Annotated in this window: 23 protein-coding genes, 1 tRNA gene and 1 pseudogene; 4 read left to right on the forward strand and 21 right to left on the reverse strand. The window is 42.1% G+C overall.

Annotated features, from left to right (window positions below; translation table 11 throughout):
* Positions 1-128: 128 nt before the first annotated feature.
* From AC4HAI_RS04005 to AC4HAI_RS04050, 10 genes and pseudogenes are all read right to left on the reverse strand, one after another.
* On the reverse strand, positions 129-2,780 hold the full coding sequence (locus AC4HAI_RS04005; RefSeq protein ID WP_491110536.1) for a valine--tRNA ligase: 2,652 nt from the start codon (positions 2,778-2,780) through the stop codon (positions 129-131).
* A gap of 17 nt (positions 2,781-2,797) precedes the next feature.
* On the reverse strand, positions 2,798-3,610 hold the full coding sequence (locus tag AC4HAI_RS04010; RefSeq protein ID WP_491110537.1) for a DUF5710 domain-containing protein: 813 nt from the start codon (positions 3,608-3,610) through the stop codon (positions 2,798-2,800).
* Between the two features lie 110 nt (positions 3,611-3,720).
* On the reverse strand, positions 3,721-4,365 hold the full coding sequence (locus AC4HAI_RS04015; protein ID WP_491110539.1) for an HD domain-containing protein: 645 nt from the start codon (positions 4,363-4,365) through the stop codon (positions 3,721-3,723).
* A gap of 316 nt (positions 4,366-4,681) precedes the next feature.
* On the reverse strand, positions 4,682-5,023 hold the full coding sequence (locus AC4HAI_RS04020) for a helix-hairpin-helix domain-containing protein (protein ID WP_491078800.1): 342 nt from the start codon (positions 5,021-5,023) through the stop codon (positions 4,682-4,684).
* A gap of 150 nt (positions 5,024-5,173) precedes the next feature.
* Positions 5,174-5,428, reverse strand: a complete 255-nt coding sequence (locus tag AC4HAI_RS04025; protein ID WP_491110541.1) for a DUF1912 family protein — start codon at positions 5,426-5,428, stop codon at positions 5,174-5,176.
* Between the two features lie 59 nt (positions 5,429-5,487).
* Positions 5,488-5,558: transfer RNA gene (locus AC4HAI_RS04030), tRNA-Thr, on the reverse strand.
* Between the two features lie 92 nt (positions 5,559-5,650).
* Positions 5,651-6,041 (reverse strand): annotated as a pseudogene (locus AC4HAI_RS04035) (rhodanese-like domain-containing protein).
* Between the two features lie 16 nt (positions 6,042-6,057).
* Positions 6,058-7,026: an ROK family glucokinase gene (locus tag AC4HAI_RS04040; RefSeq protein WP_491078797.1), complete on the reverse strand. Its 969-nt coding sequence runs from the start codon at positions 7,024-7,026 to the stop codon at positions 6,058-6,060.
* Between the two features lie 8 nt (positions 7,027-7,034).
* The gene (locus tag AC4HAI_RS04045; protein WP_491078796.1) at positions 7,035-7,241 is read right to left on the reverse strand and encodes a YqgQ family protein; all 207 of its coding nucleotides are present in this window, start codon (positions 7,239-7,241) and stop codon (positions 7,035-7,037) included.
* Positions 7,242-7,342: 101 nt separating this feature from the next.
* A complete protein-coding gene (locus AC4HAI_RS04050) occupies positions 7,343-7,858 on the reverse strand; it encodes a Dps family protein (RefSeq protein WP_491078795.1) in 516 nt (171 codons plus the stop codon).
* Positions 7,859-8,009: 151 nt separating this feature from the next.
* Here AC4HAI_RS04050 and AC4HAI_RS04055 point away from each other — a divergent pair, with 151 nt between their 5' ends.
* Positions 8,010-8,675, forward strand: coding sequence for a prepilin peptidase (locus AC4HAI_RS04055; protein ID WP_491110543.1), 666 nt, complete (start codon positions 8,010-8,012; stop codon positions 8,673-8,675).
* Here AC4HAI_RS04055 and AC4HAI_RS04060 read toward each other — a convergent pair.
* The 6 genes from AC4HAI_RS04060 to argF all read right to left on the reverse strand — a co-directional run bounded on the left by AC4HAI_RS04060 (position 8,670) and on the right by argF (position 13,561).
* Positions 8,670-9,512 carry an NAD(P)H-hydrate dehydratase gene (locus tag AC4HAI_RS04060; RefSeq protein ID WP_491110544.1) on the reverse strand — a complete coding sequence of 281 codons (843 nt, stop codon included), beginning with the start codon at positions 9,510-9,512 and terminating at the stop codon, positions 8,670-8,672. The genes AC4HAI_RS04055 and AC4HAI_RS04060 overlap by 6 nt on opposite strands.
* Positions 9,509-10,366, reverse strand: a complete 858-nt coding sequence (locus AC4HAI_RS04065; RefSeq protein ID WP_491078792.1) for a bifunctional methylenetetrahydrofolate dehydrogenase/methenyltetrahydrofolate cyclohydrolase — start codon at positions 10,364-10,366, stop codon at positions 9,509-9,511. The genes AC4HAI_RS04060 and AC4HAI_RS04065 overlap by 4 nt, the downstream gene beginning before the upstream one ends.
* Before the next feature lie 142 nt (positions 10,367-10,508).
* Positions 10,509-11,243, reverse strand: coding sequence for an amino acid ABC transporter ATP-binding protein (locus AC4HAI_RS04070; RefSeq protein WP_491078791.1), 735 nt, complete (start codon positions 11,241-11,243; stop codon positions 10,509-10,511).
* Positions 11,243-11,932 carry an amino acid ABC transporter permease gene (locus AC4HAI_RS04075; protein ID WP_491078790.1) on the reverse strand — a complete coding sequence of 230 codons (690 nt, stop codon included), beginning with the start codon at positions 11,930-11,932 and terminating at the stop codon, positions 11,243-11,245. Before AC4HAI_RS04075 ends, AC4HAI_RS04070 begins: the two co-directional genes overlap by 1 nt.
* A gap of 279 nt (positions 11,933-12,211) precedes the next feature.
* Complete coding sequence (locus tag AC4HAI_RS04080) at positions 12,212-12,442, reverse strand: YkuJ family protein (RefSeq protein ID WP_491078789.1); 231 nt, start codon at positions 12,440-12,442, stop codon at positions 12,212-12,214.
* A 144-nt stretch (positions 12,443-12,586) separates the two neighbouring features.
* Positions 12,587-13,561: an ornithine carbamoyltransferase gene (gene argF / locus AC4HAI_RS04085; protein WP_491110545.1), complete on the reverse strand. Its 975-nt coding sequence runs from the start codon at positions 13,559-13,561 to the stop codon at positions 12,587-12,589.
* A 228-nt stretch (positions 13,562-13,789) separates the two neighbouring features.
* On the opposite strand from argF, the gene AC4HAI_RS04090 reads away from it, so the two are divergent.
* The 3 genes from AC4HAI_RS04090 to AC4HAI_RS04100 all read left to right on the forward strand — a co-directional run bounded on the left by AC4HAI_RS04090 (position 13,790) and on the right by AC4HAI_RS04100 (position 17,098).
* Positions 13,790-16,075, forward strand: coding sequence for an ATP-dependent Clp protease ATP-binding subunit (locus AC4HAI_RS04090; RefSeq protein WP_491078787.1), 2,286 nt, complete (start codon positions 13,790-13,792; stop codon positions 16,073-16,075).
* Between the two features lie 123 nt (positions 16,076-16,198).
* Positions 16,199-16,651: an NUDIX hydrolase gene (locus AC4HAI_RS04095; protein WP_491078786.1), complete on the forward strand. Its 453-nt coding sequence runs from the start codon at positions 16,199-16,201 to the stop codon at positions 16,649-16,651.
* 144 nt (positions 16,652-16,795) lie between these two features.
* Complete coding sequence (locus tag AC4HAI_RS04100) at positions 16,796-17,098, forward strand: DUF1827 family protein (RefSeq protein WP_491078785.1); 303 nt, start codon at positions 16,796-16,798, stop codon at positions 17,096-17,098.
* A 256-nt stretch (positions 17,099-17,354) separates the two neighbouring features.
* Here the strand turns inward: AC4HAI_RS04100 and ileS are convergent, their stop codons facing one another.
* The 5 genes from ileS to AC4HAI_RS04125 all read right to left on the reverse strand — a co-directional run bounded on the left by ileS (position 17,355) and on the right by AC4HAI_RS04125 (position 23,118).
* Positions 17,355-20,150 (reverse strand): isoleucine--tRNA ligase, encoded by a 2,796-nt coding sequence (gene ileS / locus AC4HAI_RS04105; RefSeq protein WP_491078784.1) that lies wholly within the window; start codon positions 20,148-20,150, stop codon positions 17,355-17,357.
* A gap of 279 nt (positions 20,151-20,429) precedes the next feature.
* The gene (locus AC4HAI_RS04110) at positions 20,430-21,353 is read right to left on the reverse strand and encodes a DivIVA domain-containing protein (protein ID WP_491078783.1); all 924 of its coding nucleotides are present in this window, start codon (positions 21,351-21,353) and stop codon (positions 20,430-20,432) included.
* A gap of 85 nt (positions 21,354-21,438) precedes the next feature.
* Complete coding sequence (locus AC4HAI_RS04115) at positions 21,439-22,227, reverse strand: YlmH family RNA-binding protein (RefSeq protein WP_491078782.1); 789 nt, start codon at positions 22,225-22,227, stop codon at positions 21,439-21,441.
* A 1-nt stretch (position 22,228) separates the two neighbouring features.
* A complete protein-coding gene (locus AC4HAI_RS04120) occupies positions 22,229-22,486 on the reverse strand; it encodes a YggT family protein (protein ID WP_491110546.1) in 258 nt (85 codons plus the stop codon).
* 5 nt (positions 22,487-22,491) lie between these two features.
* Positions 22,492-23,118 carry a cell division protein SepF gene (locus tag AC4HAI_RS04125; RefSeq protein WP_491078781.1) on the reverse strand — a complete coding sequence of 209 codons (627 nt, stop codon included), beginning with the start codon at positions 23,116-23,118 and terminating at the stop codon, positions 22,492-22,494.
* Position 23,119 lies beyond the last annotated feature (1 nt).

Consider the following 23,119-nt stretch of genomic DNA (forward strand, 5'->3'; position numbering starts at 1 on the left):
AAATAAATCTCTCTAAAGCTGATTAAAACACATATTTCTTTTCTTACTGATGACCCACTATTTTTTATATCATCAATTAAAACCCCATGCTCATTTTGAACATGGGGTTGATGGGTGATAAGCAAATCTTATTTTTCAAGCTTCTCCATCTCTTTAATCCGCTCTACTGTCGCATCATATTTGGCTTGGTAGTCGGTTTGTTTGTCGCGCTCTTTTTGGACGATTTCGGGTTTGGCGTTGGCGACGAATTTTTCGTTGCTGAGTTTTTTGCCGACCATGTCCAGTTCTTTCTGCCATTTGGCTAACTCTTTATTGAGGCGGGTCAGTTCTTCCTCAACGTTGAGAAGATCTGCCAGCGGCAGGAAGATTTCAGCACCTGTGATGACCGCTGACATGGCAAGGTCCGGTATTTCAAGGGTTGAGCTGACTTCAAGTTTTTCAGGATTGGTGAAGCGTTTGATATAGTTGACATTAGCATTGAAGAAGCTTTCCAAGTCGCTGTCGCTGGTTTTGACAAGGATAGTGATTGGTTTGCTTGGTGCCACGTTGACTTCGGCTCTGCTATTTCGCACTGAACGGATCAGGTCTTTGAGACTCTCCACGCCTTTATGCGCAGCCTCATTTTCAAAAGCAGGATTAACCGTTGGATAGGCTGCTGTCACGATTGAGCCATCTGCATATTGTCCAAAGATTTCTTCCGTCACAAACGGCATGATTGGATGCAGCAGACGCAGGATCTTGTCCAGTGTGTAGAGGAGGACTGAGCGCGTGATGATTTTTTCGTCTTCATTGTCACTGTAGAGGACTTCCTTGGTCAACTCCACGTACCAGTCGGCGAATTCATCCCAGATGAAGTTATAGAGGAGATGACCAGCCACTCCAAACTCAAACTTGTCAAAGTTTTCCGTAACCTTGCCAATGGTCTCATTGAGGTTGTGGAGAATCCATTTGTCCGTGACATTTCCTGCTGTCCCCGCAGCAACCTTATCGACATTAGCTGTCGCTTGGTCCAAAGTCAAACCTTCATTGTTCATAAGGATGTAGCGGGAAATGTTCCAGATTTTGTTAATGAAGTTCCAGGCAGCATCCATTTTTTCGTAAGAGAAGCGGACGTCTTGCCCCGGCGCAGAGCCGTTTGAGAGGAACCAGCGCAGGGCATCGGCACCGTATTTATCGACAACATCCATGGGGTCGATACCGTTTCCGAGGGATTTGGACATCTTACGTCCCTGCTCATCGCGAATAAGACCGTGGATGAGGACATTCTTGAAAGGCTGGCGGCCAGTGAATTCCAAGGATTGGAAAATCATGCGGGACACCCAGAAGAAGATGATGTCATAACCTGTGACAAGGGTTGACGTTGGGAAATAGCGTTTGAAGTCTTCACTATCAGTATCAGGCCAGCCCATGGTTGAGAAGGGCCAGAGAGCCGAGCTGAACCAAGTATCAAGGACATCTTCGTCTTGTGTCCAGCCGTCACCTTCCGGTGCTTCTTCTCCGACATACATCTCGCCATCAGCATTGTACCAAGCAGGGATTTGGTGGCCCCACCAGAGCTGACGGGAGATAACCCAGTCGTGGACGTTTTCCATCCATTGGAGGAAGGTATCATTGAAACGTGGCGGATAGAAGTCCACACGATCATCTGTATCTTGGTTGGCAATGGCATTTTTAGCCAGCTGATCCATTTTGACAAACCATTGAGTAGACAGGCGAGGTTCAACCATAACACCAGTACGCTCTGAGTGACCGACTGAGTGGGTCATTTTTTCGACTTTGACAAGGGCACCGATTTCTTCTAATTTAGCAACCGTAGCCTTGCGGGCTTGGAAGCGATCCATGCCGACAAATTCACCAGCCAGTTTATTCATAGTACCGTCGTCATTCATGACATTGACTTGAGGCAGATTGTGGCGCTGACCAACCAAGAAATCGTTAGGGTCATGAGCAGGCGTAATTTTAACGACACCGGTTCCAAACTCAGGATCAGCGTGTTCATCAGCCACGATTGGGATTGGCTTATTAACGATTGGCAGGATAACATTTTGTCCAATCAGGTCTTTGTAACGCGGGTCTTCAGGATTGACTGCGACAGCTGTATCCCCAAACATGGTTTCTGGACGGGTGGTTGCGACCTCAAGGGCGCGTGAACCATCTTCCAGCATGTAGTTCATGTGGTAGAAGGCGCCTTCGACATCCTTGTGGATAACCTCGATGTCAGACAGAGCCGTACGAGCTTTGGGATCCCAGTTGATGATGAACTCACCACGGTAGATCCAGCCTTTTTTATAAAGCTCAACGAAGACCTTACGAACAGCCTTTGACAGGCCTTCATCAAGGGTGAAGCGCTCACGTGAGTAATCGACAGAAATCCCCATCTTCCCCCACTGCTCCTTGATGGTTGCGGCATATTCGTCCTTCCATTCCCAGACCTTGTCCAAGAATTTCTCACGACCGAGGTCGTAGCGAGACACGCCTTCGTCAGCCAAACGAGCTTCGACCTTGGCCTGAGTGGCAATACCCGCATGATCCATGCCAGGCAGCCAAAGGGTATCAAAGCCCTGCATGCGCTTCTGACGGATGATGATATCTTGAAGCGTGGTATCCCAAGCATGACCCAGGTGCAGTTTACCCGTCACATTTGGCGGCGGAATCACGATTGAGTAAGGGTGTGCTTTCTTATCGCCAGACGGCTTGAAAACATCTTGGTCTAACCAAGTTTGGTAACGCCCAGCCTCAACCTCAGCTGGATTGTATTTTGGTGAAAGTTGTTTTGACATTAATTATTCTCCTTTTATTATTCCGATATTTTATAAAGTTCTTCATATGAAACAAATTCATTATCTGTCTCTGTAGACAAAACCAATTCTTCTACTATGCCATATTCTAGATAAGCAAAATCATTATCGCATAATCCTATGTCCCAATTTAATATTAAATCGTCTTCTATCGGAATTAGTTTTATTTTTAATTTACTCATTCTTTGTATCAGCTCATTTCCATCTACACAAGAAGATAAGACACTATCTGGTTCGGTAAATAAAAAATAATTTCCTTGTAAAGCCCCACAATGTTGGCAATAGTTAGCCAAACATTTCTCGCCCATTGTTTTGGAATACATCGTTTTTACAAAATAATTCTTCTTCAAATAATCTAAAATCTTAGGGGGAATATTTTTTTCGTTATCTGACCAGGAAAGATGAATTTCTTCACCTGACATGGCAGAATTTTCAACAATTTCAAATTCTGCATCATCAGGCTCTCCATATATATGTATATATTCACCAATCCCTAATCCAACAACAGTAGTTAAGCTTTTGCATTTCCAACAATGGCTTTGCCCTTCAATAATGTGTAGATAGTCTATGGCAATAATTACATCATCACTATGGTTTAAGAGCCATTTAGAGAATTTTATATAATCTTCTCTTTCTACATCTGTATACCATTTTTTGGTTACTCCATTCCATTTAGCTCCTAATTTCTTAGCTTCATCTTTTTCAGAATAAGGGACATCTAAAAATAATCTTATTGATGAACCACGACTTACATCATTGAATGAAGTGACTTTTTCAACTCTTTTTTTAAAAAATCTATTTAAAAACTTCATACTTTTTCTCATGACATATCCATTTTCTTCTCACATATAGTATTCAACTGTTCGATTTTTTCGAACAGTTCAACCTGTGCAAAATTTGCATAAGTTTCTAACTCTCCTTCTTATTTCTCCCCTTCCCATTCAGCATAAAACTGCTGGAGGTAGCTTTCCATAAATTCGTGGCGACCTTGGGCTAGGCGTTTCCCCTCAGCTGTATTCATGAGGTCTTTGAGTTTGAGGAGCTTTTCGTAGAAGTGCATGATGGCGGTGTCCTCGCCCTTGCGGTAATCCTCTAAGGTCAGGTTTTCTCGAGGTGCCATAGTCGGGTCGTGAATCAATCGGCCTTTATGGCCCGAATAAGCCATGGTTCTGGCAATGCCGATAGCGCCGATAGCATCGAGACGATCGGCATCTTGAACAACCTGACCTTCTAGGGAAAGCTGGACGGTGTTGTGCCCTCCCTTATAGGAAATCCCTGTCATGATACTGGTGATTTCAGTGATTTGGACTGGTGATAATCCTTGCTCAGTTAGAAAATTCTCAACCTCAGACAGAGCTTTGCCTTCATCAAAGAGCTTGCTGTCAGCCATGTCATGTAGCAGCGCTCCCATCTCAACGATGAAGAGGTCAGCATGCTCAGCACGCCCAATAGTCAGAGCAGTCTTAGTAACACGCGCAATATGCCACCAGTCATGACCGCTTCCCTCACCTTCTAGGCGCTCTCTGACATAGCGACGGGTAGTGTCGAGTATCTTTTTTGGGTCCATAATCACCTCCTACAATAGCAGTTTCTGTTTGGTTAGTGGACTGTGTCAGACCACTTATTTCTCTTTGAAGGGCTTAACGGCTCAGCGACCTATATAAAAATCCCTGCCTAACATTAGTTAGACAGGGACGAATCTATAATCCGCGGTACCACCCACATTCAGAAAAAACGAGCTGATAGAGCCAGTCTTTTTCTGCAGCTTAATTATACAGTTGTGATCTATCAGCAACCCGCAAGAGCTATCTGTACGGATTTCTCAACGGCTACCGCTCTCTGTGACAGATACCTGCTCTTACTCCTCTGATAGGGGGCTTCTTTTAGGCTTTGAAGCTAACGCCGTTTTCTTGCAATTTCTTGACTGTTGCTGGCCCGATACCCTTGAGACCAAGCAGGTCTTTTTCAGTCCAGTTCGCAAAATCAGCTGCTGATGTGATTCCTGCTTCATAGAGAGTTTCTACAAGGTTGGCACGGATATCAGCAACGGCTGTTGAAGCAGCAAACTCATCCAATGAACCTGCAGTAGCTTTAGGGGCAAGATCTTGCTGAGGAGCAGCCTTAGGGGCAGGAGCTGGCTGAGCTACAGGTGCTGTTGATTTAAGCAGACCTTGGCGCTTCATTTGTAATTTCAATGCTTTTTTGCGATTTTTCTTCTTAGACATGTCTTTCTCCAAAAAACTTTTATTTACTTCCCTAGTATAGCAGTTTCTTATCAAAAAATAAATAGTTTTAAGCAGAGAAAATGCGATAACTAGGGCTTTTTCAAGGCTATTGATCTAAAAAATGGATGTTTTTAGCTTGGCTCTTTTCATTTAGTATCGTTTTTCACCAAAAAGTCCATCTGGAAGATCGTGGAAGCCCTTGCCTTGATGGTAGTTGGCAAACTTCCCTTGGATAAATTCATAAGCATCTAGGCGGCTTTCATAGCGGACCATGGCATCTTTGGCACGTTGGTCTTTGTCCTCATCCCAAACCTTTTTACTAGCTTCCATGGCTGCCTGATTGACTGTCACTTGGGTATTGATCCATTCTTCAAAGTCTTTTAAAAATTGTTGATCGAAATTCATGCCTATCTCCTCTTGATACAAAAAAATCTAGTAACCCGTGATTACCAGATCTTACTTACTGCCACCACCGAGAATCGAACTCGGAACGGAGCATTACCATTGCTCTATTATACCATTTAACTATAGCGGCTACCTGTCTATAATAGCATAACTGCTAAATTCTGACAAGATGCAAAACTCAAGACATTTATAAGTTAAAAAATTAGGGAGATTTTAGCAGAACTACTTGGTCCTGCCGTCCCAATTTTCAAACCCCGATTCCAGGACATAAATATCTCTAAAGCCCGCCTTTTTTTAAGAGCGTAACAGCTTTTGGAATTCCTTGGGTGCGAACATTATCATAAATTAGAACAGGTCTGTCCTTGCGCAGGGCTGAAAGTGACTCTTTGAACTGGGTCATTTGGAAGTTCCTAGCTCCTAGGATATGCTTATCATGAAATTGTGCACTGCTGCGGATATCAATGACCTGTCCTTGATGCATGAGTGTTTTAAACTCATCATTATCGATAAATTTAGCGGCACGACGGATTGATAAATAACGCCAAAGCGCCCAGCCAATAAAAGCTAGAATGATGAGAATGGTCAAAATCCAATTAATCACTTGTGATGACATAGCTCCAATAACTCCTTTAAGCGTTTAATTGACGGGCTAGGCTAGCCGCACCGATGATACCGGCATCATTACCTAGCTCAGCAATTTTAATTTTTGTTGAGGTCTTAACAGCTGGAAAGGCAAACTGTAAGAAGTAAGATTCTACACGACTGCGCAAGAATTCACCAGCAGCCGATACACCACCTCCTAATACAAGAGCAGACGGATTGAGGGTATTACTGAGATTGGCAGCTGCCAAGCCCAGATAAAAACTAACTTTCTCAACGACCCTGTCTGCAAGAAGATCTCCCTTCTCAGCAGCTTGGAAAATCTCTTTGCTGCTAATTGTCTCTCCATTATCAATAGCCTGCTTGATAGGGGAATCTCCGGCGTAGCTCTCTGCTAGTTGGCGTGCCACACGCACAATACCTGTCGCAGAAGCCACCGTTTCTAGGCAGCCCTTGTTACCACAAGTACACTCGAAACCACCCTCTGGTTCGACATTGATATGGCCGATTTCGCCAGCTGCACCAGCCACACCATGAATTAAGTGACCATCTGCAATAATTCCACCACCTACACCTGTTCCCAAGGTCATCAAGATCACATCTGGCTGATTGCCACCAGCACCTGTCCAGGCTTCACCAAGAGCAGCTACATTGGCATCATTATCGATAGCAAAGGGGATGCCTATTTCTGCTTCAATCTTGGCACCGACCTCTTGGAGCTCAGACCAGTTGAGATTAAAAGCACCTGTGACTGTCTTGGCCTTACGGTCTACTGCACCAGGTGAACCCATGCCAATGCCAACAAAGTCTTGTGCTGTCATCTGATAGAGGTCTAAACGGTGCTTGATCGAGGCAATAATATCTGGCAGAATATGGCGTCCGCCTTCTAAGATATTGGTTTCAATCGCCCATTTCTCCTGAATTTCACCAGCTTGACTGACGATACCAAACTTGATCGTTGTTCCACCTAGATCAATCCCCAGTAATTTTTTTGACATTTTTGTCTTCACTCCTTACTTCTTCTTAATTCCAGTCTGTGCTCACGTCTCAATATCAACTCGGCTTCCAAGTAGTCTGTCTGATCTAGCAAGCCTCCCTGATAGAGCCTTTCTAGCTCAATTTTCATCATTTCAATATCGTAGAGCCGCTTGCCCAGATAAACGATGATACCAAAGCCTTTTAGTAGTTGTTGAACATCATATAGGGTTTTCATGACCTTGATTGTAACAAATTATGAGACCGTTTTCAACAGTCTCATTTTTACTTTTCTTGGCAGCAAAAAAGAGCAGATCTGACATCTGCCCTTTTATTATCTTATAAACCTGGTGCTTGGCCGATTTCTGCCTGAAGCATCCAGATGGTCTTTTGTGCTTCTGCTTGTGCTGCTGTAAAGATATCATTGGATGGGGCATCGCCTTCTTCATCTGTAATATCTAAGCCGACTTGATAGAGATTTGACAAGTATTTGTAAACGTCAACGACACGAGTTAAGTTTTCAGACATTGTCTTATCGAATGAGCCAACTTGCTCCTCGAGGTTTGATGCTTGGTCAAACTCTTTGAGTGTCGAATATGGAGCACCACCAATAGTGATCAAGCGCTCACTAATTTCATCGAGGTGATCATTCAGAGCATCCATCAAGTCATCCATTTTAGGGTGTAGGTAGTAAAATCCTGAGCCTCGCATATACCAGTGAACTTGGTGGACAATAGACAGAGCCTTAGACAGATCAGCTACCGATTGGTTTAAAACAGCTTTTGTTTTAGCATAAGCATCGTTCGTTGCTAGATCTGTATTTTGCAAGTTAGCTAAAATTACTTCTTCAGTCATCGTTAATCCTCCATTAGATTATAAGCTCAGTAGATCGAAACCTACTGTTTGAAAAGGTCTTCTTATTTAGAATCATTATAAATAATTCCACCCTTATTGTAGCAAAGCAAAAAAATATTGCAAGGAAAAATCCATTTGCGGATAAATAAGTATGGCTATCATTTTAATATTTTTCTTCGGCGCTAGTTTAGGATCTTTTAGCGGGGTCTTAGTTGATCGTTTTCCTGAGCATTCCATCGTGACACCTGCCAGTCACTGCGACTACTGTCAACATAGGTTAGCTCCCCTAGATCTTATTCCTATTTTATCTGCGTGTGCTAACCATTTTCAATGCCGTTACTGCCATCATAAATTTCCTGTTTCCTATAGTCTTTTAGAAGGAGTTATGGGATGGCTTTTTTGCCTAGGATGGCTGGACTTTTTGGAGTGGTATCAGGTCTTTTTGCTCGGCCTTGGATTAGTACTGAGTCTCTATGATTTAAGAGAGCATGCCTATCCTTTTATCCTGATTCTCTTAGCTATTTTGGGAGTCGGCTTCTTTACGCCTTGGCAGGTACTCAGTATAGCTTTACTGCTCTTAGCGCTTTTGAGTCAGCTGCTGCCCTTAGGCATAGGATCTGGAGACTTTTATTATCTCGGTTTAATGGGGTTCTTTGTCCCTTTTAGAGAATTGCTTTGGGTTGTGGAGGTGGCTAGTTTGATAGGAATTATCGTTTTATTTATCCAAAAAAAGAAAGGGCCCTTGGCCTTCCTTCCCTTTGTGATGATGGCTTATCTGATTGTTTTGATCCTAAAAGCCCTCATATTTAGTCTATGACAGCTGGCTATAGTCCTTCATCCATCTGGTAATTTCATGGCTGATCTGAGTTGGTAGAACGACGTAGTGATCCTTTGATAGATCCTGAGCGATAGCTGAGTGTAGATAGGTTGCAGCTGCAACACTTTCAAATGTATTATTGGTAAACTGGGCTAGAAAACCAGCTATCATCCCTGCTAAGGTATCCCCCATGCCTCCTGTTGCTTGGTAGGGACCGCCAACTGTAATAGTTGCTTGAGGATTTCCCAGCTGGTAGAGACTGGTATGATGAGACTTAGCGACTAAGATAGTCTCTGGCGGAAAAGCCTCTAGAGCTTGCTGGTTGGCAAGTGGGGTTTGCTGATCTATCGCCAGGCCTGATAAGCGCTCCCATTCCTTTTGATGAGGGGTTAAGATCAGATTGGAGCTGGGCCATTTATCCATACTTTGATGCGCAATCATATTGAGAGCAGATCCGTCAAGAACGAGACTCTGGTGAGTGTCTACCTCATTTATGACAGTGTTTAAAACCTGATGGGCAAGGTCTGCTTCACCCAATCCTGGTCCGACTAGGAGGACATCAGCTTGACGAATCTGTTTCTCTAGGCGCTCTCTATCTTCAGCGTCAAAAGCCATAGCCTCAGGCAGTAGAGCATGTAGGGATGGTATTGTCTGGGGCTGTGTTGCAACGGTGACTAGACCTGCTCCACTATTTACTGTTGCCAGCGCTGCCATGATAATGGCACCACTGTAAGGATAAAATCCACCAATTAGGAGGACTCGACCATAGCTTCCTTTGTGGCTCTTTACTTGTCGAGGCTGAATCACTCTTTTTAGAATTGTATCATCTATTTTCATTGTTCCATACGTCTCTTGGCTGCTTGGTAGGTCTGCTCCAGAAGCATAGTGATCGTCATAGGCCCGACACCTCCAGGTACTGGTGTTATAAAGCTGGCAATCTTTGAAACTGCATCAAAGTCAACATCGCCAATAAGTTTACCATCCTGATTGCGATTCATACCGACGTCAATCACAACAGCTCCTGGCTTGACAAAATTTTCAGTCACATAATGACCACGGCCGATCGCTACGATCAAGATATCGGCTTGGCGACAAACATCCTCTAGATTCTGCGAGCGTGAATGGGTCAAAGTCACAGTTGCATGCTTGTCTAGTAAGAGCTGTGCCATGGGTTTACCAACAATATTGGAACGTCCAATGATCACGGCACGCTTGCCTTCGATAGCTACCTGGTATTCCTCTAGCAAGGCTATGATGCCAGCTGGAGTACAAGGTACCATGATCGGCCGTCCAGACCATAGATGTCCTGTATTCATGGGGTGAAAACCATCGACGTCCTTGTCTGGGTCAACTGCCAAAATAACTTTTTTGTCATTGATATGTGCTGGTAGAGGGAGTTGGATGAGAATACCATGGATACTGTCGTCCTCATTATAACCTTTAATAGTATCTAGCAAGTCTGCCTCGCTAATACTTTCTGGAAGTCGGAGAGTCTCGCTTTTAAAGCCCACTTTTTGAGCGGCACGCTCCTTGTTTCTTACATAGACCTGGCTAGCAGGATCATCGCCAACCAGGATAACGACCAAGCCAGGAACAACTCCATCATTAGTAGCCATCTGCTCTACTTTTTCAGCCAGCTGATCTTGCATTTTCTGGGCCAGCGCTTTACCATCCATTTTCTTTGCTGTCATAGAACCCTCTCTCCTTAGTTTTGTCTTTATATTATACACAAAAAAAGAGTCTGGGACAAAAATCAGTAAACCGTTAGACAATCACGGTTTTGATTTTGTTGTCCCAGACTCTTTAGCTTAGTTACTCTCTATAACACATAAATTATAGTACCTTGCCCAAGAAGTCCTTGGTCCGCTCTTCCTTGGTTTCATCAAAGACCTGCTCAGGACTTCCTTGTTCAATGATGCTACCACCATCCATAAAGATAACCCGATCCGCTACTTCCTTAGCAAATCCCATCTCATGGGTTACGATCACCATCGTCATACCTGACTTAGCTAAATCTTGCATAACAGCTAAAACTTCACCAACCATCTCAGGGTCGAGGGCTGATGTTGGCTCATCAAAGAGAAGGACATCAGGATCCATAGCTAATCCACGTGCAATCGCGATACGTTGCTGCTGACCACCAGACAGAGAAACAGGATGAGCCTTTGCCTTATCTCTAAGACCTACCTTATCAAGCAATTCATAGGCCTTATCCTCAGCATCCTTCTTAGTTTGTCCCTTTACCTTGGTTGGTGCCAGTGTGATATTATCTAGTACGGTCATATTGGGAAAGAGATTGAACTGTTGAAAAACCATCCCCATCTTTTCACGCATCTTGAAAATATCGTTAGTCTTATCTGTAATATCCACACCTTCAAAGCTGACTGTACCCTTAGTAGGAACTTCGAGGAGATTCATTGTCCGAAGAAAGGTTGACTTACCAGAACCGGACGGGCCGATAATAACAACGACCTCCCCCTTATTGATCTCCAGGTCGATTCCTTTTAGCACCTGGTTGTCTCCAAAATACTTGTGCAGATTTTTAATTGAAATTAAGGTCTCTGTCATTATTTTTGTCCTTTCCCAAGGCGATTTTCAAGTGCCTTTTGACCAGCCGTCAAAACTGTTGTCAATACGAGGTAGTAGAATGCAGCAAACAAGAGGGGCTCAAGCGGAATATAGGTGGATGACATCACAGACTGTGCTCCATTCCACAATTCCATAATACCGATCGTTTGCAACAGGGAACTGTCTTTAATAATAGTGATAAACTCATTGCCTAGGGCTGGAAGAATATTTCTAAATGCTTGTGGCAGTACCACATAGCGCATAGCTTTAGCTGGCTTGATCCCTAGGGAGTAGGCAGCTTCCAGCTGACCTTTTGGTACAGCCTCAATACCTGCACGCACAATCTCAGAAATATAGGCACCACTGTTCAGTGATAGGATGATAACCCCTGGGATCAAACGTGAAAAGTCTAACTCAACGGTTCCAAATCCAATAGAAGGGGCATTTTTAAAATCCATCCATAAGAAGGCGATCATGATTTGAACAACCATTGGTGTCCCACGAAAGACCCACACATAAAGACTAACGATCCAGTTTAAAATCTTGCTCTGTGAGCGTTTGGCCAAGGCGACCAAGACACCTAGGATGGTCCCAAACAAAACCACACAGATAGAAATGGCAATGGTGACGATAACGCCGTAATTGAAGTAACCCCAATATTTGGGTAAAAATGAAAAATCAAAGTTCACTAGACTATTCCCCTTGTTATGCTGATGGTCTCTCTATGCAAGCCAAAACATTAGTTGGTATAGAGATTAGTTATATTCATCCAAAAGAGCAGTAATAAGGATGAATTATTGTATATAGTTTAGCATAATTTGTATAAACATACAATAACTATTGATAAAAAATAAAAAACAAGTCCATGACAAAAGTCCAGACTTGTTAACAGTTTTTTGTCCGACTCTCTTTTGATGGCTAATGCTCATTGTGAGAGTCTGTCGGAATACTATTTCTAGCTTATCTATTTAATAAATAAGATCATAGATTTCCATAGCGATGAGGTCAATGCTGTCAAATGTATATGTTTCACGGGCATTGACATCACGCAATGTGAAGACCGGTCCATTTTCTGGATCGTTAGCAAATGATACTTCTGCTACGACAACACCTTCGCGCTCAAAATTACGCTTCAAATTATTACCATCAGTGGCCATTAATTGAAGACGATCAATAATTCTCACCAAATGTGATTCCATATCGTTTCTCCTTAGCTAAGACACAGCTTTTATAACGAAGCTAGCCCCAATATGTTTTAATCTTTTTTATTTTACCATAAAGTCTGTTATTGTCATAGATGAAAGGTTAAAACATCTGTAAATTTCAGAAGCGTTTAGCCTCTCTTAATCACTTTTATAAGAATTATAGATAATAGCCTTGATCGCATGCATACGGTTCTCAGCCTCCTGAAAAATGTAGGGACTATATTTTTGAAAGACTTGGTCTGTAATTTCTAGCTCACTGTAGCCATACTTATCATAGATCTCTTGACCGATAATCGTCTGCGTATCGTGAAAAGCTGGCAGGCAATGCATGACGATAAGATCAGGATTTTCAGCAGCCATGATTAACTCTTGGTTAACCTGATAAGGCAACAGTAGATCGATCCTATCCTTAAAATCGACCTCTTCTCCCATGGATACCCAAACATCAGTATAAATAATATCTGCTCCCTTAACTTCTGCGACATCATCTGTTATAACTAGCTCGGAGCCTGTATTATGCTGATGAGCCAAGTCAATGATGGCTTGCTCAGGCTGCAGAGATTCAGGAGCAATAATTTTACAATCTATTCCCAAAATAGCTGAGGTCACTAACAGAGAATTGGCCATATTATTGCGTCCATCTCCCATATAAACCAGTTTTAAACCATCCAGATGGCCGAATGTTTCTTTTATGGTCAGAAAATCTGCGATCATCTGGGTCGGGTGCCAGATATCCGTCAGGCCATTCCAGACAGGCACGCCTGAGTAGGTTGCTAAATCTTCTACATCGTCTTGCTTATAGCCACGGTACTCAATGCCATCAAACATAGAACCTAGGACTTTAGCCGTATCCCTTACAGATTCTTTTTTGCCTAGTTGGATTTCATTTGCACCTAAGTAAGTCACCTGCATTCCTAAATCTTGGCCTGCTACTGTAAAGGCTGAGCGAGTTCTGGTCGAAGCTTTCTCAAAGATCAGGGCAATATTTAGTCCTTCTAGGTACCTGTGGACTTGTTTATCCTTTTTTAGTTGCTTAAACTTAGCGGCTTGATCGATTAACTCTAGCAGCTCTGCTTTGGTGAAATCTACTTCTTTTAAAAATGACTTAGCCATATTCTTTCCTCGTTTTTGTATTTTTATACATAAATATTAGCATTTTATCAAATTTTGTCAAGATTTTATTGAATTTTATACATATCTTGATGTTTTAGCACTCTCTTCTATCGACTGCTAATTTTCCGATCTTTTTACTTGCTTTCTAACCTGTGAATGATATAATGACATCATAAGATTTGACCTTTATTGACTATAGAGGCCAGTCAATCCTCAGGAGGTATTCCTATGTTATGTCAAAATTGTAATCTCAATGATGCTAGCATTCATCTATATACTAATGTTAATGGGCAGCAAAAGCAGATTGATCTTTGCCAAAACTGTTATCAAATTATGAAGTCTGATCCTGAAAATCTCATCAACCAAAATCCAAGTAATCAATCTATGGAATCTTTCTTTGATGACTTTTTCGGAGATTTAAATAACTTTCGTGCTTTCAACCAAGATTTACCCAATACACCGCCAACCCAAGCTGGATCTGGTGGTAATGGTGGAAATCGAGGAGGACAAGGTAACCGACGGCGTCCTCAACAAGAAGCTCCTAAGCAACCTCAAGGTCTCTTAGAAGAATTCGGTATTAATGTTACAGAGATCGCACGTCAGGGTAATATTGATCCTGTCATTGGACGTGATCAAGAGATCGTGCGTGTTATTGAAATTCTAAATCGCCGTACCAAAAATAATCCTGTCCTAATCGGAGAACCTGGTGTGGGTAAAACGGCTGTAGTCGAAGGTTTAGCCCAAAAAATTGTCGAGGGCAATGTGCCACAGAAACTGCAGAATAAGCAGGTCATTCGTCTGGATGTCGTCAGCCTAGTTCAAGGAACAGGCATTCGTGGTCAGTTTGAAGAGCGGATGCAAAAACTTATGGAAGAAATTCGTCAGCGTCGAGATGTCATTCTCTTTATTGATGAAATCCATGAAATTGTCGGTGCAGGTGGTACCAGTGATGGTAGCATGGACGCCGGTAATATCTTGAAGCCTGCTCTAGCACGTGGTGAACTGCAGTTGGTTGGGGCTACAACTCTCAACGAATACCGTATCATTGAAAAGGATGCGGCGCTTGAACGTCGTATGCAGCCAGTTAAAGTAGACGAACCAACAGTGGAAGAGACGATCACTATTCTACGTGGTATCCAGCCTAAATACCAGGATTACCACCACGTCAAGTATACCGACGACGCTATTGAAGCTGCGGCTGTTCTTTCCAACCGCTATATTCAGGATCGTTTCTTACCCGATAAGGCAATCGATCTACTAGATGAAGCCGGTTCTAAGATGAATTTGACCCTCAATTTTGTCGATCCAAAAGAAATCGATAAGCGTTTGATTGAGGCAGAAAATCTCAAAGCTCAGGCAACGCGTGATGAAGACTTTGAAAAGGCAGCTTATTTCCGTGATCAAATCGCCAAGTATAAAGAAATGCAGCAGCATGAGTTGACTGATCAAGAGATTCCAGTTATTACTGAAAAGCATATTGAAGCCATCATCGAGCAAAAAACTAATATTCCAGTCGGTGAATTAAAAGAGAAAGAGCAATCGCAGCTGGTCAACCTGGCTGATGATCTCAAATCTCATGTCATTGGTCAAGATGATGCTGTCGATAAGATTGCCAAGGCAATACGCCGTAATCGGGTCGGCCTAGGTTCTCCAAATCGACCAATTGGTAGTTTCCTCTTCGTTGGTCCTACCGGTGTAGGTAAAACTGAACTGTCTAAACAATTGGCTATTGAGCTCTTTGGTTCTGCAGATAGTATGATTCGCTTCGATATGTCTGAATACATGGAGAAACACGCTGTCGCTAAACTTGTCGGAGCTCCTCCAGGATATGTCGGTTATGAAGAAGCCGGTCAATTAACCGAGCAAGTGCGTCGAAATCCTTATTCTCTTATTCTCTTAGATGAAGTTGAAAAAGCCCATCCTGATGTTATGCATATGTTCTTACAAGTACTGGATGATGGCCGTTTGACTGATGGTCAAGGACGGACTGTCAGCTTCAAAGATACTATTATCATCATGACTTCTAACGCTGGTACTGGTAAGGTTGAGGCTTCAGTTGGTTTTGGTGCTGCCCGTGAGGGACGGACTAACTCTGTTCTTGGTGAATTGAGCAATTTCTTCAGTCCAGAATTTATGAACCGCTTCGACGGTATTATCGAATTCCAGTCTCTCAGCAAGGATAACCTTCTGCACATTGTTGATCTTATGCTTGCTGATGTCAACAAACGCTTAGCAAGTAATTCTCTTCACTTGGAAGTGACCGATAAAGTCAAGGAAAAACTAGTTGATCTTGGTTACGATCCTAAGATGGGGGCTCGCCCATTACGTCGTACAATTCAAGATCATATCGAAGATGCTATTACCGATTTTTACCTTGAAAATCCTCAGGAACACAATTTTAAAGCGGTCATGACATCAAATGGCAATATTGTGATCAAGGCTGCTAAAAAAGCGGAAGAAAAATCGATTGATGAGCCTAAAGAAACTAGCTCTATTACTCAGTCTGATAACTAATACAAAATAAAAAGAAGCTTAGATCCAAGTAGGTTTTAAGCTTCTTTTTATGAGCACTGGCCTTCATCTAAAAGTTTGGTATAATGAAAGGGACGATAATACTTTTAGAAACGAGGTGCTCGTATGAATCGGCAACCTATATTTGGTCAAAAACTGGAAGGACAAGACTATGTTGAGCGCTATGGTGTTTATGCGGTCATTCCAAATCAGGATCGCACTGAGATTATTCTAGTTCAAGCTCCAAATGGTGCTTGGTTCCTGCCTGGTGGTGAGATTGAAGCCAATGAAGATCACATGCAGGCTCTCAATCGGGAATTGCTTGAAGAGCTTGGTTTTAGCGCTCAGATCGGTTCTTACTATGGGCAGGCAGATGAATACTTTTATTCTAGCCATCGTGATACCTACTTCTACAATCCAGCCTATATTTATGAGGTCACTCATTTTACGCAGATCAGTCAACCCTTGGAAGATTTCAATCATTTAGCCTGGTTTCCTATCGATCAAGCGATTGAAAAACTCAAAAGAGGCAGTCATAAGTGGGGGATCCAGCAGTGGAAAATTGACCATGACAACTAAAGATCCCCAACCAATTTGAAAAATAGTGCTATAATGGTTGTATATAAATCAAAGGGAATACCTCAGGCAGGCTGAAAAGATTTTTGATTGTACCTATCTTTACAGATTGCCCTTGGTCCGTCAGTTAGAGGAGATTAGATTACTATGAGACTTATCAATACAACTAGCAGCCACCCCACCTTAGTGCGCAATCAATTAACTAATACCGATGCTACCCTTGTTGAAGTCTACTCTGCTGGTAACAGTGATGTCGTTTTCTCTCAAGCGCCTGGTCATTATGAGCTTATCATTTCCAACCGTCACCGTGCCATCAAAGATAATGAAATTGAGACTATTCGTGAATTTTTCTTTAAGCGTAAAATTGATCCTGACATCATTATTCCTGGACAAATTCAATCTAGTCATACTGAAAAACTGATTGAAATTTCGATTCCTACAAAACAGTAATGAGCCATTAGGTATCTGGACAAGTGTCTAGATACTTTTATTTGTAAACAAAACCAAAGGGCCTGGAGCTTAGCTCCAAGCCTTTTCGTTTTATATAGAATTCACCAGATTCAGGTAAGGGGATAAAATCTGACTTAATTTTACTCCTGCACAATCTGCTTAGCAACAAGGGACACTGCTGATTTATTTTTTGTCATTGGGATTGTAACCGCCCAACTTAAACGGTTTATCAGCCTAGAAAGGCTAGTGATATTGGCTATTTATCAGTCACTTCAAAACCTTGAGCAAGGGCTTCTGGGAAATTATTCTCAATAATCTCTGCACAGTGGTCACAAACTGTTGCATGGTAGCTACGTTCTTTCGTTGTCTGATCGTTGCGGCGGCAGCGATCACAGACATCACCTGACGCATGCTCTACTCCAAAGGCTACTCCATCGAAGGTTACTACTGATTCTGGAGCATTTTCTTCACTAATTGTTAATTGTGAGACAATCAATAACTGGGCAATGTCACTCTTTAGACTATCTAGGAGAGCTTTTATCTGTGCATCTGCATAGATGGTTAAATGAGCTTCTAAAGACTTACCAATAACTTTAGCATTACGGGCTTCTTCCAAAGCTTTTTGAGCTTGTGTCCGCAGAGTCATAAAGGCTTCCCAAGTTTCAAGAATCTGCTCTTGACCAGCAAAGTTTTCTACTTCTGGCATTTCAGCTAGCTGGACAAATTCTTCATCCTCTTGATCCAGATAAGACCAGATCTCCTCTGCCGTATGCGGAAGGATTGGGGTCAAGAGCTTAGTGATCTTCACAAGAATATCATAGAAAACAGTCTGCATTTGACGGCGGACTAGGCTATCGGCTGCTTCAATGTAAACCACATCTTTCGCAAAATCTAAGTAGAAAGCTGATAAATCAACCGTTAAGAAGTTGTTGACTGCCTTATAAACAGCCATGAAATCGTATTGATTGTAAGCCTCTCGTATAGTTGCGACCAAATTATTGAACTTGATTGTCATGTATTGGTCAACAGGTCGAAGATCCTCGTAGGCTACTGCATCTGACTTTGTAAAGTCTGAAGTATTGGCCATCAAGAAGCGCAAGGTATTACGGATTTTACGATAGCTTTCGGATGTCTGTTTCAGGATATCCATGGAGATACGGACATCATTGCTAGTATCAACAGTTGATACCCATAGACGTAAGATTTCGGCACCAAACTGCTTTTCAATATCACTAGGAAGAATTGTATTTCCAAGTGATTTAGACATCTTTTCTCCCTTACCATCCAAAACGAATCCTTGGGACAAGACGGCTTTGTAAGGAGCATGCCCATTGACTGCAACAGAAGTAATCAAGGAAGAATTGAACCATCCACGGTACTGATCAGATCCTTCTAAGTAGAGATCTGCAGGATAACCTAGGTCTTCACGCTGATTCATGACGCCATTCCATGAAGAACCTGAGTCAAACCAGACGTCCATGATATCTGTTTCTTTGGTAAATTCACCATTGGGTGAACCTGGATGGCTATAGCCTTCTGGTAGGAGATCCTTGGCTTCCCAATCCCACCAGATCACGGATCCATGTTTCTCAAATAAATCAGCTACATGATCTGTTACATCCTTGGACATGATGGCAGTCCCATCTTCAGCATAAAAGATAGGCAGCGGTACTCCCCAAGCTCTCTGACGAGAAATAACCCAGTCACCTCGATCACGGATCATATTGTAGAGACGTGTTTTTCCCCAAGATGGTGAGAAGGTTGTCTTATCAATTTCATCTAAGATCTCTTGGCGGAATTTTGAAACTGAAGCAAACCACTGTGGAACAGCTCGCCATATAATTGGCTTTTTAGTCCGCCAGTCAAATGGGTAAGAATGAGAAATTTCTTCTTGAGCTAGAAGCAGGTCTCCCAATTTTTCAACAACCGTTGGAAGAACTTTATCGTAGAACTGTCCTTGGAAATCTGGCCCAGCTTCCTGCGTCATGATACCACGTCCATCGACTGTTACAGAAATTTCCAGGTTGTATTTGAGTCCAACATTATAGTCATCCTCACCAAATCCTGGTGCTGTGTGGACAATACCTGTTCCGGAATCAAGGGTGACATGCTCACCTAGCATAACGACTTCTTCTACAGCAGTATCCCAAGGGTGATCTGTCGTGATATACTCTAATTCATTACCCGTGTGCCGCTCTACAACACTGTAAGATTTCCAGCCAAATTTTTCCGCTAAGTTTGGCAGTAATTCTTCAGCCAAGACAAACTTGCGATCATCTCCTTCAACTTCGACAGTTGCATACACAAAGTCAGCTCCTACTGTCAATCCTCTTGAAGCTGTTACAGTAAAGGGAGTTGTTGTCCATACAACAATATAGGTATTATTGTCCAAAACACCCTTGCCATCTCGAACTTTGTTGGCATAAAAAAGTGAATTCGACACCAAATCATGATATTCAATTTCTGCTTCAGCCAGTGCAGATTCTGAAGACCAAGACCAATAGACCGGTTTAGCACCCCGATAGATATATCCTTTATCAGCCATTGCACCAAATACACGAATTTGGGCAGCTTCATAATCTGGTGTCAAGGTGACATAAGGATTATCCCAATCAGCCGATACACCCAAGCGTTTGAAATCCTCACGTTGCTTATCAACTTGAGAAAGCGCATAATCACGACACATTTTGAGGTATTCAGCTCGATCGATTTCTTTACGTTTAACACCCTTCTTAGCCAATACTTGCTCGATTGGCAAACCATGCGTATCCCAACCTGGATTATAGGGAGCACGAAAGCCCATCATGGATTTAGAGCGGATGATGATATCTTTAGAAATCTTGTTCAGGGCATGGCCAGCATGAATATTTCCATTAGCATAGGGAGGCCCATCATGAAGGAAAAAGCTTGGTTTATGCGCATTTAACTCCTGACGCTTTTGATACACTCCTGCCTCTTGCCAAGCAGCTTGCCATTGCGGTTCTTTATTGGGAAGACCTGCCCGCATAGGAAAGGCTGTCTTACCTAGATTCAATGTCTCTTTTAATTTCATGTTGCCTCCTTTTAAGCCTTAACAGTATTTTTTCAACTATGATTACCACGAGTAAAAAATAAAAAGCCTTCATCACATAAAGGACGAAAGCTCGCGGTACCACCTTAGTTCAGATTAGGCAAGCTAAGCGCCTAATCCCTTTAAATGATGATAAGGTAATCAACCTTCTATCCTACCTATCAGATAGAAAACTCTGGAATGATGATGACAATTCGAGAGATTGTAGGACTCACACCATCTCCTACTCGCTGATAATATCGAATTGTCCCCGTGTTTCCATTAGTCTTGAATATTTAATTTAAAAGTTTGCGTATGTCCAGCCGCTAAATCGCTTGCTGAACGCTCAGTCGTATCTTCAATAACGACCGTGTTGGTTTCTTCTGTTTCTTGTTCTGGTGTTAGATCAACCTGAGGTGCTTGAACTGCCTCGACATCTTGCATCCCATTCTCAGCAGCGTCTAGAGCAGCAGTTATTTCACCTAGATCAATCCGTTGGGTTTCTTCTAAAATACGACTACTTTCTTCAACACGTCGGTGAAGCTCATCCATCTCTGCACCCGTGAATTGACGCGTAGCATCACCAGCGACATCAGGTTCCGCAGCTAAATGTGATTCATCAATAATCCCATTTGATTCAGCCGGTTCGTCTAGCACTTGCTCAACCACTTCACGGAAGGCTTCGTCAGAATTTTGGAGATAGACTGCTGTTGGTTGTAGCAACTCATTCCATTCTTGAGAGTTAATCATATTCAACTGGCCTTCAAGCGTGCTCATCAAGCGTTGATGGAAAACACGACTTTGACGCTTCAAAGCCTCTGTCTCGATAGCAACACTTTTAGCTTGATCAGTGGTATCCCGTAAGATATCACTCGCACGTTTTTTAGCCTCGTCAATTAATTGATTAGCATCATAATTAGCCTTGCTCAATAGATTTGTTGCTTGAGTATTAGCTGATAGCTTAACCTTCTCAGCCGTTTCTTGCGCAAGAATAACTGACTGACTGAGTGATTCTTTCATCTCTTCGTAGTAAACTAGCTTTTCTTCGTAATTTTGTATTTGTGATTCTAACTCACGATTTTTTTCAGCCAATTCTTCAAAATCATCTGCTAACTTGTTTAAAAAGTCTTTAACTTCTTGTTCGCTATAACCACGAAAACTTCTGTGAAATGTAATGTGTTTGATATCGCGTGATGGCACTACCATATCATTCCTCCTTATTTATTATCCCTATAAAATACTGCTCTAAAGAGCCTCTTATCTTTTAAAGCTCAATCACATTGCTGTGATTTCATTTTCTCGAAAATTTGTTGATAATCAGTTTATGCTTATTATTCTTAGAAAGTCCATTGTCCTGACTCAGTTCAAATCGACCAAATCCCCTAACACTTACTAAATCTCCCAATTCTAGTACTTCTGCTGATTTTGTTGTTACAGCATAGTTGAGTTTGACCTTTTCATGGTCAACTAATTTAGTCGCCTGAGAACGAGAAATATTGAAAACTGCTGCAATGACTTTATCTAGACGTCTACTAGATGCCACTATATTGACTACTTTGGCGTTGGTGATTTCTCTTTGAATGATCTGTTTAAAACTTACTTCCTTGATCGAAACACTAGCCTTAGCAATCTTTTTCACTGTTGTAAAATAGTCAACTAGTGAGCGATTGATGATGACTTGTATCTGACCATCTTGCAGCAAGATATCTCCAAAAACTGATCGTTGTATTCCCAAACGATTGAGCAGACTGCCCATCACTTGTGAATGAGTAAGATGATTAAACTTAGCATTGTAAGAAATATCAATCAGTGCTAGCTCAAAATCTTCAAAGTCTACTGTATAATAGTCCGGTGCTACTATCAGCCTAGCATATTCCATCGCAATAAAATCACTCGAAACATAGCATGCTAACCCCATTTGAGCACAGATGCTCTTTGCAATCTGAACTTGCCTAGGGTCTAAAAACTCGGTCACTTGATAGCTATAAGTCGATTCAACTCGATGAACAATGTCATACATCTTATCGATGAAGGTTCTTTCTTCCTTTCGGAAGTGCTGATAAATATCACGTTCTGCCATATTAAAAATTCTGTAGTCCTTGTAAGAGGCGATCAAGAATTTGTAATAATAGCAAAAGTGCTACTACTGAAAAATCTAAACCTCCAAATTCTAAACCCAGTTTCCTAACAGGATTCAATAAAGGGGCTAGAAATTCTTCAAGGCTCTGACCGATTTTTGATGACCTAGCTTCTGGAATCCATGATAGCAATGCGTTTATAATAAGGGCAAAACTAATGATTCTTATCAACAAATGGCCCACTAAAACTATTAATGTCACTGGTCTTATCTACGTTTCATATCGTAATCAAATGAAACATCTTGGTTTGCATTTGATAGATTCATTTCTTCCATGTTAACAACAACATCTTTTGGTGTTAACAAATACATGGATGATCCAACTTTTTGAAGATTCCCATAAAGGACTCGACTAGCTCCGTCAATGAAATCAAGACAACGGCGGGCTTGAGCTTCAAGCATATATTGGAAATCAATCAGTACGCATTCATTATTGATAAGCAGGTCAACTATCTCTTGAGCATCCTCGTATTTTCGTGGAAATTTTAGAGCAATTGTAGTGCCATTAGCAGATGGCACTGAGACATCATTAGAACGTGATGACATAGTTTTAATCTTTTCCTCCTGTAACTGGCGGTCCTGCTGAGAGACGGGCTGTGGACGTTCTACCGAAATAGGCACAGCAGCTCGCTCTCTTTGAAGACGTTGGGGCTGAGAAGCTGTAGTTCTTAGTGATTGACGCTGATCCTCTTGCTGAGGTTGTTGCAAGGAAGAAGATACAGATTGAGGTTGAATCTCTCTTGCTCCCTCTGCCTCTGGTGTTTCAACTACTTCGCTGGCATCATCCGTATCAAAGTAGGAAACGATTCTTTCAAATCTATCTTTTAAAGCCATA

This window comes from Streptococcus sp. ALY_208 (genome assembly GCF_058314295.1).